The 12,480-nt window shown below is 69.2% G+C and carries 14 protein-coding genes; 2 read left to right on the top strand and 12 right to left on the bottom strand.

Annotated elements, in window-relative coordinates; all coding sequences use genetic code 11:
- Positions 1–55: 55 nt before the first annotated feature.
- The 7 genes from AC1RJ9_RS00525 to AC1RJ9_RS00495 form a co-directional block, all read right to left on the bottom strand.
- Entirely contained in the window at positions 56–508 is a 453-nt protein-coding gene (locus tag AC1RJ9_RS00525; protein WP_492835715.1) for a MaoC family dehydratase, read from the bottom strand.
- 54 nt (positions 509–562) lie between these two features.
- Positions 563–970, bottom strand: a complete 408-nt coding sequence (locus tag AC1RJ9_RS00520; RefSeq protein ID WP_492835717.1) for a hypothetical protein — start codon at positions 968–970, stop codon at positions 563–565.
- Positions 971–981: 11 nt separating this feature from the next.
- A complete protein-coding gene (ispG, locus tag AC1RJ9_RS00515) occupies positions 982–2,121 on the bottom strand; it encodes a flavodoxin-dependent (E)-4-hydroxy-3-methylbut-2-enyl-diphosphate synthase (RefSeq protein WP_492835719.1) in 1,140 nt (379 codons plus the stop codon).
- Between the two features lie 207 nt (positions 2,122–2,328).
- Positions 2,329–3,390: a helix-turn-helix domain-containing protein gene (locus AC1RJ9_RS00510; protein ID WP_492835721.1), complete on the bottom strand. Its 1,062-nt coding sequence runs from the start codon at positions 3,388–3,390 to the stop codon at positions 2,329–2,331.
- A gap of 158 nt (positions 3,391–3,548) precedes the next feature.
- Positions 3,549–5,813: a phosphoenolpyruvate--protein phosphotransferase gene (ptsP, locus tag AC1RJ9_RS00505; protein ID WP_492835723.1), complete on the bottom strand. Its 2,265-nt coding sequence runs from the start codon at positions 5,811–5,813 to the stop codon at positions 3,549–3,551.
- Positions 5,814–6,051: 238 nt separating this feature from the next.
- Positions 6,052–6,468, bottom strand: a complete 417-nt coding sequence (locus AC1RJ9_RS00500) for a hypothetical protein (protein ID WP_492835725.1) — start codon at positions 6,466–6,468, stop codon at positions 6,052–6,054.
- 140 nt (positions 6,469–6,608) lie between these two features.
- The gene (locus tag AC1RJ9_RS00495; protein ID WP_492835727.1) at positions 6,609–7,571 is read right to left on the bottom strand and encodes a DMT family transporter; all 963 of its coding nucleotides are present in this window, start codon (positions 7,569–7,571) and stop codon (positions 6,609–6,611) included.
- A gap of 132 nt (positions 7,572–7,703) precedes the next feature.
- Between AC1RJ9_RS00495 and AC1RJ9_RS00490 the strand changes: the two genes are divergently transcribed.
- Positions 7,704–8,069, top strand: coding sequence for a SprB repeat-containing protein (locus tag AC1RJ9_RS00490; protein ID WP_492835729.1), 366 nt, complete (start codon positions 7,704–7,706; stop codon positions 8,067–8,069).
- On the opposite strand, the gene AC1RJ9_RS00485 is transcribed toward AC1RJ9_RS00490, so the two are convergent.
- Positions 8,066–8,299 (bottom strand): helix-turn-helix domain-containing protein, encoded by a 234-nt coding sequence (locus AC1RJ9_RS00485; RefSeq protein ID WP_492835731.1) that lies wholly within the window; start codon positions 8,297–8,299, stop codon positions 8,066–8,068. The genes AC1RJ9_RS00490 and AC1RJ9_RS00485 overlap by 4 nt on opposite strands.
- A 61-nt stretch (positions 8,300–8,360) precedes the next feature.
- Here AC1RJ9_RS00485 and AC1RJ9_RS00480 point away from each other — a divergent pair, with 61 nt between their 5' ends.
- Positions 8,361–8,735: a hypothetical protein gene (locus AC1RJ9_RS00480; protein ID WP_492835733.1), complete on the top strand. Its 375-nt coding sequence runs from the start codon at positions 8,361–8,363 to the stop codon at positions 8,733–8,735.
- 2 nt (positions 8,736–8,737) lie between these two features.
- On the opposite strand, the gene AC1RJ9_RS00475 is transcribed toward AC1RJ9_RS00480, so the two are convergent.
- The 4 genes from AC1RJ9_RS00475 to AC1RJ9_RS00460 all read right to left on the bottom strand — a co-directional run bounded on the left by AC1RJ9_RS00475 (position 8,738) and on the right by AC1RJ9_RS00460 (position 12,480).
- On the bottom strand, positions 8,738–9,469 hold the full coding sequence (locus AC1RJ9_RS00475; protein ID WP_492835735.1) for a helix-turn-helix domain-containing protein: 732 nt from the start codon (positions 9,467–9,469) through the stop codon (positions 8,738–8,740).
- Positions 9,470–9,631: 162 nt separating this feature from the next.
- Positions 9,632–10,096, bottom strand: coding sequence for a hypothetical protein (locus AC1RJ9_RS00470; protein ID WP_492835737.1), 465 nt, complete (start codon positions 10,094–10,096; stop codon positions 9,632–9,634).
- Between the two features lie 184 nt (positions 10,097–10,280).
- Positions 10,281–11,528 carry an aspartate kinase gene (locus AC1RJ9_RS00465; RefSeq protein WP_492835739.1) on the bottom strand — a complete coding sequence of 416 codons (1,248 nt, stop codon included), beginning with the start codon at positions 11,526–11,528 and terminating at the stop codon, positions 10,281–10,283.
- 115 nt (positions 11,529–11,643) lie between these two features.
- Entirely contained in the window at positions 11,644–12,480 is an 837-nt protein-coding gene (locus tag AC1RJ9_RS00460) for a hypothetical protein (RefSeq protein WP_492835741.1), read from the bottom strand.

Here is a 12,480-nt window from a genome sequence, read left to right as displayed (position 1 = left end):
AAGCGCGGCTCGCCCTCGCCGCCTCAACCGTCGAGGCGGAGGCGGCGAAGCGTGCTTATGCCCTGGCCGGCTTGCGCCGACGCGGCACGCGGACCACGGCCTCGCCGTCCATGATCAGGTCCTCGCCGACATAGCCGGCGCAGCGCAGGGTGACGCGGGCGCTCTCGGCGTCGATGGCCGCGACGGTGATGCGGGCGATGACCACGTCGCCGACCCGCACCGGACGGTGAAAGGCCAGGGTCTGGGACAGATAGATCGCCCCGGCCCCGGGCAGGATGGTGCCGACCACCGCCGAGCCGAACGAAGCCGACAGCAGGCCGTGGGCGATCCGCCCGCGATAGGCGGTCTTGGCGGCGAACGCCTCGTCCATGTGCACGGGATTGAAGTCGTCCGAGGCCTCGGCGAACAGGCCGATCCGCGCTTCGGAGACGGGGACGTGCTTTTCGGCGGTCATCCCGACGGACAGTTCGTCCAGGATATAGCCGCCCGAGGGGTGAGGTCCGATCATCCCACGCCGTTAGCGGTCATGAGGCGCCGTGACCAGCGAAAACTGACCACGGCTTCAGGGCTTGGGTTTTGCGTAGGGCACGAAGTCGCCAAGGTTCACGAAGCCCCTGGAGAAATGCGACATCGGTTCGACCAGGGTGACGATGTCGGTGTTGCACAACTGGTCGGTGATGGTCCGCGTGACGATGATGTCGTCTCTGCGCAGCGAATCCGCGCCGCTACGCGGGCGGTTGACGTAGATGCGGCCGCCGAGACCGTTGTAGAGGATCGCCGTGCCCTCGATGATCTCGCTGCTTTCCGTGGGGCGCAGGCTGATGCAGTGGACGGGCTTGCCGGCCACGCGACCCTCGAGGCGCTTGGCCAGCTTGGCCTCTCCCGCCGGATTGGGGCGTTCGGCGGCCAGGGCGCCGGACGCCGCCGCCAGAGCCAGGACCATAGTCAGACCGCGAACCATCGCACGCATGACGCTCACTCCTATTCGGCCGCGAGAGTCTCCGCGGCGGCCGCGGCCTGGATCTCGGCCGCCTTCTTCTCAACGAGTTCGACGATGTGATCGATCATCCCGTCGTTGGATTGTTTGTGGTCGGGCTTGCCGGCCATGTAGACCATGCCCGCCCCGGCCCCGCCGCCGGTGAAGCCGATGTCGGTCATCAGCGCCTCGCCCGGACCGTTGACGACGCAGCCGATGATCGACAGCGACATCGGCGTCGAGATGTGCGCCAGCCGGGCCTCGAGCGCTTCCACCGTCTTGATGACGTCATAGCCCTGACGGGCGCACGACGGGCAGGCGATGATGTTGACGCCCCGGTGGCGCAGACCCAGCGACTTGAGGATGTCGAAGCCGACCTTGATCTCCTCGACGGGATCGGCGGCCAGGCTGACGCGGATGGTGTCGCCGATGCCGGCCCACAGCATCGAGCCGATGCCGATCGACGACTTCACCGTGCCGGTGCGCAAGGCCCCGGCCTCGGTGACGCCCAGGTGCAGCGGGCAGTCGATGGCCTCGGCCAGCTGGTAGTAGGCGGCCACGGTCATGAACGGATCGGACGCCTTCACCGAGATCTTGAACTCGTGGAAGTCGTGGTCCTGCAGGATGCGGGCGTGGTTGAGGGCGCTCTCGACCATCGCCTCGGGGCACGGCTCGCCGTACTTTTCCAGCAGCTCGCGCTCCAGCGAGCCGGCGTTGACGCCGATCCGCATCGAGCAGCCGTGATCGCGAGCGGCCTGGATGACGTCGCGCACGCGGTCGGGGCTGCCGATATTGCCCGGGTTGATCCGCAGGCAGGCCGCGCCGGCCTGGGCCGCCTCGATGCCGCGCTTGTAGTGAAAGTGGATGTCGGCCACGAGCGGGACCTTGGCCTCGCGGGCGATGGTCTTGAAGGCCGCCGTGCTCTCGACGTCGGGGCAGCTGACGCGGACGATGTCGGCGCCGGCCTCCTCCAGCTGACGGATCTGCTCCAGCGTCGCGGCGGCGTCGCTGGTCAGGGTGTTGGTCATCGACTGAACGGTGATCGGCGCGTCGCCGCCCACCTCGACATCGCCGACGCGGATCTTGCGCGATTGCCGACGCGTGATCATGCGCCAGGGACGGACGTGCGTGTGGTCTGCGGCCATGGGGCTAATTTAGAGGGTGTTGGGCAGGAACTGAAGGGCTTCCCCCGCCCTGCCCTCGATTTCCCTACACCCGTTTCCCCGGCGAAGGCCGGGGCCCAGATTCATCCGGAGCATCTGGAGTGCTCGCGCCCTGGGCCAGGGATGGCCCCGTGAACGCTTGTGGGTTCGATCTGGGCCCCGGCTTTCGCCGGGGAGATCGGTTTTTGGTTAGGGCTTCGGAGCCGCAGCCGCCGCCGGAGCCGCCACCGCCGCCGCCGCCGCCGGGATCAGCTTGGCCACCGCGGTCTGGTTCGACGTCAGATGTCCCGTCAGGCGGCCGTTGTAATAGACCTCGAACAGCGACGGCTCGACCACGTCGAGGATCAGGCCCGGCGTGCGCGGCGCGCGATAGGCGTCGCCGGCCGAGAGCCAGCGGGTCATGTGGATCGTGCCGTCCGCGCGGCGCACGGTCAGGGAGCCGGCCTTGCGGGCCTGGATCAGCACGCCAGAAGCTTCGGCCGGCGTCGCGCCCAGGACCTGGCCCTTGAGCTTGAACGGCGAACCCACCACGAACTGGCTGGCCGGATCGACGACGCCGGCCTTGGCGTCGGCCACGGCGCGCGCCTTGGAGGCGGCGTTGGCGGCGTCGACCGAACCGCCGTTGGCGGCGGCGTCGTCGAGGCCGGGGGTCTTGTAGGGATCGGGCGTGGTCGACTCGACCGGAGCCGGCAGCGGCGAGCCCAGGGCGACCTGGTTGTTGCTGGCGTGCGACTGGACCTGGGTCGAGACGGCGGCGGAGGCCACCTGCGGCGGCGGCTCTTCCTTGGTGATGGCGCGCTGGGCGACGTTCCACAGCAAGATGGCGCCCACCACCAGCAGGCCGCCGGCGAAGATCAGGGCCAGGCGCGGGTCGCGCTCGCGGCGCACGCCGATCGGGGCGCGCAGCTCGGCGCCCTCGTCGGGACTGTCGGTCTTGAAGCGGGCCACGGCCGCCTCGGCGTCCAGGCCCAGCAGGCCGGCATAGGCGCGGACATAGCCGATGGTGAACGGGCGCGACGGCAGGTCGTCGAGACGCATGTCCTCGATCGCCTCGATATAGCTCTGGCGGATGCGGGTGGCGTCGGCGACGTCCTGGGTGGTCAGGCCGCGGAACTCGCGGGCCGCCTTCAGGGCCAGGCCGATATCGGCCCCCTCGTCCAGCGAAGGTTGCGCGACCGCGATCGGCGTATCGTCCACATCAGCGTCCGTGACGAGATGCAAACGCCTCACGTTGCCCGTATCCAGCGGCATGACCGACTAAACGCCCCCAATATCGCGCCGCGCGCGAAAGCGCGGAGCCCCCCAACTCCGTATCTCACGGAATTCTTAACAACTGTTTGTGGATATCAAACTAAGTAGCGGGATTCAATGTACTAAACGGTGACGCTTGGTTAACGGCCAAGCTTTCGTCACACCGCCACGTAGAGCTTTCTCGCCAGGGTCTCGATCTCGCCGCGCAGCGATCCGCCGGAGCCCTTCAGCAGGGCCTCGACATTGCGCCGGGCGGCCTCGCGATCGCACGACAGGACCATCTGCTTGACCGGCCCGATGCCGGCCGGCGGCATGGAAAGGGCTTCGAAACCCAGGGCCACCAGGGTGAAGGCCTCCAGCGGACGGCCCGCCATCTCGCCGCACACGGACACCGGCGTGCCGGTGTCGGCGCAGGCCTGCTGGATGGTCTTCAGGGCGCGCAGGGCGGCCGGCGACAGGGGATCGTAGCGGTCCGAGACCTTCGGATTGCCCCGATCGGCGGCGAACAGGTACTGCATCAGGTCGTTGGTGCCGACCGAAACGAAGTCGGTCATCGGCAACAGTGCGTCCAGATGCCACAGCAGCGACGGGGCCTCGATCATCGCCCCGACGTCCAGGCGCGACGGCGCGGGCCGGCCGCGCTTCAGCGCCCAGGCCACTTCCTGGTCGACGAACGAGCGCGCGGCGCGGAACTCGTCGACATTGGCCACCAGCGGGAACATCACCTTCAGCGGCCGGCCCGCGGCGGCCTTGATCAGGGCGCGGATCTGCATGCGCAGCAGGGCCGGGCGGTCCAGGCCCATGCGCACCGCGCGCCAGCCCAGGGCCGGATTGTCCTCGCGCTCCAGCTCCATGTACGGCAGCAGCTTGTCGCCGCCCAGGTCGAGCGTGCGGAAGGTCACCGGCATGCCGTCGGCGGCTTCCAGGACCTTCTCGTAGAGCGCCGTCTGGGCCTCCAGGCGCGGCAGCTCCTCGGCGACCATGAACTGGAACTCGGTGCGGAACAGGCCGATGCCCTCCGCCCCGGTCTCGGCCAGGATGTCGAGATCGACCGCCAGGCCGGCGTTCATCAGCAGGGTGATCTTGGCGCCGTCCTTGGTGATCGGCGGGGTGTCGCGCAGGCGGGCGAACTCGGCCTTGCGCTGGGCCCGGACCTCCATCCGCACCTTCAGCGCCTTGATGACGTCTGGACGCGGGCGAAGCCAGGCCTCGGCGGTCTCGGCGTCAACCACGACGGGGTCGCCTTCGCTGAGCCGGTCGCGCAGGCCGGCCAGGCGGCCCACGCACGGGATGTCCAGCGCCCGGGCCACGATGCCGGCGTGGCTGGCCGCCGAGCCTTCCTCGAGCAGGATGCCCTTCAGCTTGGTGCGGTCGTATTCCAGCAGGTCGGCCGGACCCAGGTTGCGGGCGATCAGGATGGCGTCGTCGGGCAGCTTGCGCACGGCGTGGACGTCGCCCGACAGGTGGCGCAGCAGCCGGTCGTTCAGGTCTTCCAGGTCGTGCAGCCGCTCGCGCAGATAGGGGTCGCGGGCCTGGCCCAGGCGGGCGCGGTGCTCGGACCGCACGCGTTCGACGGCGGCCTCGGCGGTCAGGCCCGAGCGCACGGCTTCGTTCAGGGACCGGTTCCAGCCCCGGTCGTGGGCGAACAGGCGGTAGGTCTCCAGCACCTCGTAACTGGCGCCGACCAGGCCGTGCTGGCCCTCCAGCATCTGGTCGATCTGGGTCTGCAGCGCCTCGATGGCGTAGGAGAGCCGGGCTTCCTCGGCCAGGGCGTCGTCGGACAGCAAGGTCTCGGGCGCGACCGGCTGCTCGTGCAGCACCGCGACGCCGTAAGCGAGACCTTCGGCGAAGCGCGAGCCCTTCAGCCGCTCGGGCTTGTGCGGCGCCAGCTCGACGTCCTTGAGTTCGGCGGCGCCCAGGAGCTCGCTGGAGCTGACCATCTCGGCCAGCACCATGGCGATGATCTGGAGGTCCTCGACCTCCTCCTCGTCATAGTTGCGCTCGGTGCGGTTCTGGACGACCAGCACGCCGATCGCCCGGCCGCCGCGCAGCAGCGGCACGGCCAGGAAGGCGTGATACGGATCTTCGCCGGTTTCGGGACGGTACGAGAACTGCGGATGGCTGGCGGCGTCGGACAGGTTCAGCGGCCGGCCCAGGCGCATGGTTTCGCCGACCAGGCCCTCGCCCGGCTTCAGCCGGGTGACGTGGACGGCCTCGCGGGCCAGGCCTTCGGTGGCGAACAGTTCGAGATCGCCGGTGGCGCGGCGCAGATAGATGGAGCAGACCTCGGCGACCATCGAGATGGCGATGGTGCGCACCACCATGTCGAGCTTGGCCTGGGCGGGACCGCCGCCGGCCATGGCCTCGCGAATCTGCCGCAGCAGGCTGCGTGGTCCTCGAACGGCGATGCCGGATGCCGCCATGACGCCTTTACGCGCTCCCTCTCGCTGGAACCGGTGTAGCCCAGCTTGAAGCGCCAAGGGTTAAGGCCGGTCCAAGCCTTCCAGATGGGGGCTACAGCAGATTCCGCCAGCGCGATAGCCGGCGCGGACAACCGAACGGCGATTAGGTGTGACCGCGCAGAAAAGCGCCGCCCTTGTCAGGGCGGCGCAGTGAGCTCGCTCGGGGAGGGATCGGAACACGAGCGGCGTTGGAGGACGCTTAACGGCGATAGCCGTAGGCGTAACGGTTGTCGTAGCGGGCGTCATAACGGTCGTTGCGATAGCCGCCGCGATCGTAGGCGTAGCGGTTGTCGTGGCCGTAGCGATTGTCGCTGTAGCGGTTGTCGCCGTAGCGGTTGTCGCTGTAGCGGGGGGCGGTCCGGTACGACTGGCTGTAGCGACGGTCGTACTTGTCCCTGGCGGTCGTCGCGCCCAGGGCGGCTCCGGCCACCGCGCCGATGGCGACCGCCTCGCCCTTGCCGTGACCCAGGGCCGCGCCGGCGATGCCGCCGATCAGAGCGCCGACCACGGCGCGATCGGTCTTCTCGCCGGCGAAGGCGGCCGAGGCGGGGGCGACCAGCGCGCCGGTGATGGCGACGGCGACGATGGTCTTGGTGAACTTGCCGATGGTCTTCATGGCGGGGCTCCTGTTCCAGAAGCGTCGCCCCCTTCCCGAAACGGAGACTGGGCGGCGCTGTTGATGTCCGTTGTAGGACCCCGCGCTTGAACCTGATCTGAACCGCGCTGTTCAGGTTCGCTTCATGTTGAGAAAGAGATTCAGGCCGCAGCCAACACTTCCTTGGCCGGCCGGTGCAGCCGCACCGACCACAGCACGCCGGCCAGCATCAGCACGATCGCCATCGTCTCCAGCCCGCGCGGCCAGCGGCCCTCGTACAGGAAGCCGTAGAGCAGCGCGAACAGGGTCTCGAACACGATCAGCTGGCCCGACAGGCTGAGCGGCAGCAGGCGGCTGGCCGCGTTCCACAGGCCGTTGCCGATCACCGAGGCCCCGATCGCGACGGCGAAACTGACCGTCCAGAACCAGCCCCAAGCTTCCGGGGTATGGGCGGCCGGCGCGTGGGCCTCGCCGCCCAGGGCGAAGGCCGGGATCACCAGCGCCAGCGACAGGAGGCCGGTGGCCAGGCCCGTCAGCAGCGACCACTCGTGGCTGGTGAACTTCGGCGTCGCGGCCAGGCGGCGGGCGTTCCAGACGGCGTAGGCGGTCCACATCGCCAGGGCCAGGGTCGCGCCCAGCACGCCCACCACCTGCTTGCCGATCCCGACGCCGTGGCTGTCGGTGAACACCGAGACGTTGATGCAGACCCCGCCGGCCACGACCAGCGCCAGCGGCGCGGCCAGATGGCGGAGCGCCACGCCCTCCCCTGGCTTCGCCCCAACCAGGGTGACGGTCACCGGCAGCAGGCCGATGATCAGCGAGGCCAGGGCCACGCCCGAACTCTGCACCGAGACCGACAGGCCGACATAGTAGATGAGATTGCCCAGCAGGCTCAGCGCGGCCAGGTCCCGCCAGTCCTTGCCGGTCATCTTGCCCATCACCGTCTTCCAGCCCGGGGCCAGCAGCACGGCCGACGCCAGGCCGTAGGCGATGTAGCGCCCGGCCGTCATCTGCAGCGGCGTGAAGGCGGCCAGCAGCTTCGGCGCCAGGAACACCCCGCCCCAGAACGCGCCGGCGATCAGGCCGAACAGCAGGCCCAGAAGGAGGTTGCGGGAGGTGCTCATGGGGCGGAGTTAACAGGTCGCCGCGCGGCCGGCTTGGCGAAATCTCCCGGAGGTTTGGCGAATTCTCCCAGAGGTTGACTCTTTGGTAGAGTGGTGACGAAATCCAACCCTGGGTAAACACAGGAGGCTTTCATGAAATCTCGTCGTGAACTGATGTTCGGAGCCGCCGGGGTTGGCGTCGGCGCCCTGCTGGTGGCGACCGCCGCCCACGCGCGGACGCTCTCGGCCAGCGCCTCGCCGTCGGCTATCGGTGTCGGCGAAGGCTACGTGACCGTTAGCGTCAGCGGCGGCGTCGGCCCCTACAGCTACCAGTGGACCCGCATCTCGGGCTCGACCAATATCGAGGTGTCGGACCCCAACAGTCCGGTGGTCGAGTTCGGATGGGTCGGCCCCTCGAGCGGACCGCCGCGTCTCTCGGCCTGGGTGTGCCAGGTGACCGACAGCGCTAACGACACGGTCAGCACCAACAGCGTCCACGTCGCCTACGGCGGCGCCTAAGGACGCCCCTTCCGCCAGGCGCCGGGGGTGACGCCCAGCGCCGCCTTCATGCGCCTGGTGAGACCGCTCTGATCGCCGTGCCCCGTGCGCGCGGCGATCTCGGCGATCGACAGGCGGGTGTCCGACAGCAGGCGCTGGGCCGCGCGCAGGCGCGTGTCGGACAGCGAGGCGCGGGGCGTGGCGACGGGTGGCTTGGCGAAAGCTCCCGGAGGGTTAGCGGCCTCCAACATAGGTTGACTCTTAAGTAGAGTAATGAATTCATCCAACCTTAGGTAACACCAGGAGGGTTGAATGAAGTCCCGTCGCGAATTGATGTTCGGCGCCGCTGGTCTCGGCGCGCTGCTGGTGGCCACGTCCGCCCAAGCCCGAACCATGACCGCCAGCGCCTCGCCGTCTTCCCTCGAAGGCGCCGGCTGGCCGCCCACCGACCCCACCTACGTCACCGTCAGCGGCGGGACACCGCCCTACAGCTACGAGTGGGTGCACATCGGCGGCACCGGCTATGTCTATCCCAACGACCCAGCCGGCGAATCCACCACCTTCTACTGGGATGGCCCGTGGGGCGGTCCGCCGAAGTTCTCGCGCTGGGTCTGCGTGGTGACCGACTCCGCCAGCCAGACGGCGACCAGCAACACGGTCACCGTCAACTTCGATCCGACGATGTAAGGCTAGCGCCGCTTTCGCCAGGCGCCGGGGGTGACGCCCAGCGCCGCCTTCATGCGCTTGGTGAGACCGCTCTGATCGCCGTGCCCCGTGCGCGCGGCGATCTCGGCGATCGACAGACGGGTATCCGACAGCAGGCGCTGGGCCGCGCGCAGGCGCGTGTCGGACAGCGCGCCGTGCGGCGTCGTCCCGTAGGCGTCGGCGAACCGCGCGAAGAACCGGCTCTGGCTCATGCCGGCCTCGGCGGCGAGGTCGCGGACGGTCAGCGGCTGATCGTAGCGGGCCTCGATCATCGCGACCGCTCGCGCCAGGCGCGGGTCGATATCAATCGGGGCCACCGAAAGGCCGCGCAGCAGCAGCGGCGTCCACAGGCTGGCGACGCCGGTTTCGATCGCGCCGGGCGCCTCGCCGGCCAGGTACTCGAGAAGGCCGCGCACCGCGCCGGTGACCGGGGCGAACGGCCGCTCGCGCAGGCGTTCGAACGGTTTCATCAGCGTCCCGCCGATATCGGCGACCACGAACAGGTTTTCGCCCGAGGCGGCGAAGGCGTGGCGCGCGCCGGGCGGGACCACCGCCGCGCGGCCCGGATCGACCCGGCCGCCCTGGCCGTCGATTTCCATCTCCAGCACGCCGCGGCGCGGCAGCACGATCTGGTCGAAGGCGTGGACATGCGGCGGCGCGTCCTCGCCATAGCGGCGGAACGACAGTTCGGCGGGGGCTGAGAGGTGGTGGCCCATGACGCGCACCCTACCCCATTCCGATCTTCCCGGCGAAAGCCGGGACCCGGATCTCGGGGCGTTTGGGCTGACTGGCGGCGCGCAGCGCGACGAGACCCCGCCCCTGCGCTCTTCCATCTGGGCCCCGGCTTTCGCCGGGGAAAACGGAGGTGGGAGTTCGGGCTAGCCGTGCCCCGGCAGGGCCAGCGGCTCATCGGCGTCGGCCACCAGCTTGCGGGCCTGCTCCAGCGCCGCGTCGATGTCGGTCTCGATGAACTCGACCTCGAGATCGGTCAGCGGGTGCGGGGCGGCGACGACGTTGCGCAGATAGGCGCGCTTTTCCGCCTTGGTCATGGTCCACCAGCCGACCGTATGGCCTTCCTCGATGACCGCGTCGCCCATGGCCAGCAGGTCGTCGGTGTCGAAGATCGGCTGGCCGGGCTTTTCCGGGAACCACTGGCCGTCGTCCGGCAGGGCCTGGTCCAGCTGGTTCAGCAGCGCCGCCAGCCACGGGCTGATCAGCAGCGGCTTCTCGTAGCCGTCGCCGAACTTGGCGCGCAGCAGCAGGTCGTAGAGCAGGTCCAGACCGGCGTCGCCGTGGAAGGTGACGGTCTTGGCGTCGGGATCGAACTTGAAGACGTCGGACATGGGGGCTCCGTGGGCTGGCGCCCTCATAACGTCCGAACGCGACGTTTTGTAGAAGGAAGATGGCGGTGAAGCCCCCTCCGACCGCTTCGCGGCCACCTCCCCCATGAAGGGGGAGGAGAACCTAGGCGTGCTCCCCCTTCATGGGGGAGCTGTCGGCGAAGCCGACTGAGGGGGCTGCTCAGCCCTACAGCTGATCCAGCCCATACACCGCGTGCAGGGCGCGCACGGCCAGTTCGGTGTAGGCCGCGTCGATCAGGACCGAGATCTTGATCTCCGAGGTCGAGATGACCTGGATGTTGATGTTCTTCTCGGCCAGGGCCTTGAACATCGACTGAGCGACGCCCGCGTGGCTGCGCATGCCCACCCCGATCACCGACACCTTGGCGACGTCCTCGTCGACGGCGACATCCTCGAAGCCGATCTCCTTCTGGGCGGTGCGGACGATCTCGACGGCGCGGGCGGCGTCACGCTTGCCGACCGTGAACTCCATGTTGGCGGTCGCGGCGCTGCGGGCGCGCGACTGCACGATCATGTCGACGTTCACATTGGCGTCGGCGAGGCGGCCGAAGATCTGCGAGGACACGCCCGGGTGATCGGGCAGGCCCAGCAGGGTGATCTTGGCTTCGTCGCGGCTGTAGGCGACGCCCGAGACGATGCGCTTTTCCATGATTTCTTCCTCGTCGCAGACGATCGTACCTTGGCCGGGAGCTTCCCCGGGTTCGACGAAACTCGACAGCACCCGCACCGGGACGCGATGGGCCATGGCCATCTCGACCGAACGGGTCTGCAGCACCTTGGCCCCCAGCGAGGCCATTTCAAGCATCTCTTCGTAGCTGATCTTGGCCAGGCGTCTGGCCTTGCTCTCGATCCGCGGGTCGGTCGTGTAGACGCCGTCGACGTCCGTGTAGATGTCGCAGGCGCCCTTCACGGCGGCGGCGATGGCCACGGCGGAGGTGTCCGAGCCGCCCCGGCCCAGGGTGGTGATGCGCTGGTTCGGGGTCACGCCCTGGAAGCCGGCGATCACGGCGATCTCGCCGCTGGCGAAGCAGGCTTCCAGATTGGCGGGCGGGATGTCCTCGATGCGGGCGCGGCCGTGGGCCTCGTCGGTGATGATCGGCACCTGCCAGCCCAGGAACGAGCGGGCCTTGTGGCCCATGTTGCGCAGGGTCATGGCCAGCAGGCCGGCGGTCACCTGCTCGCCCGAGGCGACGATGGCGTCGTATTCGTCGTCCGACTCCGGAAGCCCTTGCGCGGCGCGGCCCGCGCCGTCGGTCCAGGCGACCAGTTCGTTGGTCTTGCCCGACATGGCCGAGACGACCACCGCCACCTGCTTGCCCGTCGCCACCTCGGCCGCGACCAGGCGCGCCACCCGACGGATGCGCTCCAGGTCGGCCACCGACGTGCCGCCGAACTTCATCACCAACCGAGACACGTGCCTGTCACCTCGAAAACCGGTCAATTCTTGCGCGGAACGCGGCGCGAGGCCCCCGCTCGCGCAAGCCGCCGCCTTCTAGCGACCTTGATGCGGCGCCGCAATGCTCTGACGGCTATTTTGGGCCCGAAACGTCCGGAACCGGCGGAACCTGGACCGCCACCACCTGGCGGGTGGCGCGGTTGACGCCCCACAGCGTGCGCTTCGCGTGGGGATCGCCGCCGCGATCCCAGGCGATGGCCTGGCCCTCGAACGGAATCGCCAGGGTCGCGACCAGATCCAGGGTCGCCCCGCCCTCGGTGGGAATGGCCAGGGCGTAGAGTTCGGGCCGGTCGTGGCCGGTGACATAGAGCAGGCCGTCGTCGCCGAAGCCGCCGCCCGAGCAGCTGTACGGCGCCATGCGCTCCAGCACCGCCGCCGGCAGGGCCCAGGCCCCGACGCGCCGCCACTGGTCGTCGAACTTCACCAGGGTGGTCCAGCGATGGTCGCGCCCCGGCTCGCCGCCCTTGGCGTCGTAGTTGGCGAACATCGCCCACCAGAACCCGTCGCGGCGGTCGACCCAGGTCAGGGAGCCGATTCCCGGCCCCAGCGGAATGGTCCGCGTGTGGGTCATCTTGACGGGATCGAACAGCTCGACCGCGCTGTTCTGCGGCACGCTGGGATAGTTCGATCCCGCGCAGACAAGGTCCTTGCCGACGATCAGGCAGGCGTTCAGGTGCTTGAAACGCACCGGGTCGCCCGTCCACTCGGCCTGCTTGACGCCCGTGGCCTTGTCGTAGCGGGCGATCCTGCCGTTATCGACGGCGTAGAGGTGGGCCTTGTCGGCCGCCACCCCCTGGTTGGCCTCGGGCGCGTCCAGGCGGCGGGTCTCGACGGTCCTGAGGGACGGCTCCTGGGCCGAAACCTGGCCGGCGACCACGGTCAGCAAGGCGGCGGCGATCAAGGACTTCAT

It is taken from the genome of Caulobacter sp. GW822-FHT07D08 (genome assembly GCF_058798735.1).
The sequence above is the reverse complement of the archived record's forward strand: the minus strand, read 5'-3'. Positions and strand labels throughout refer to the sequence as shown.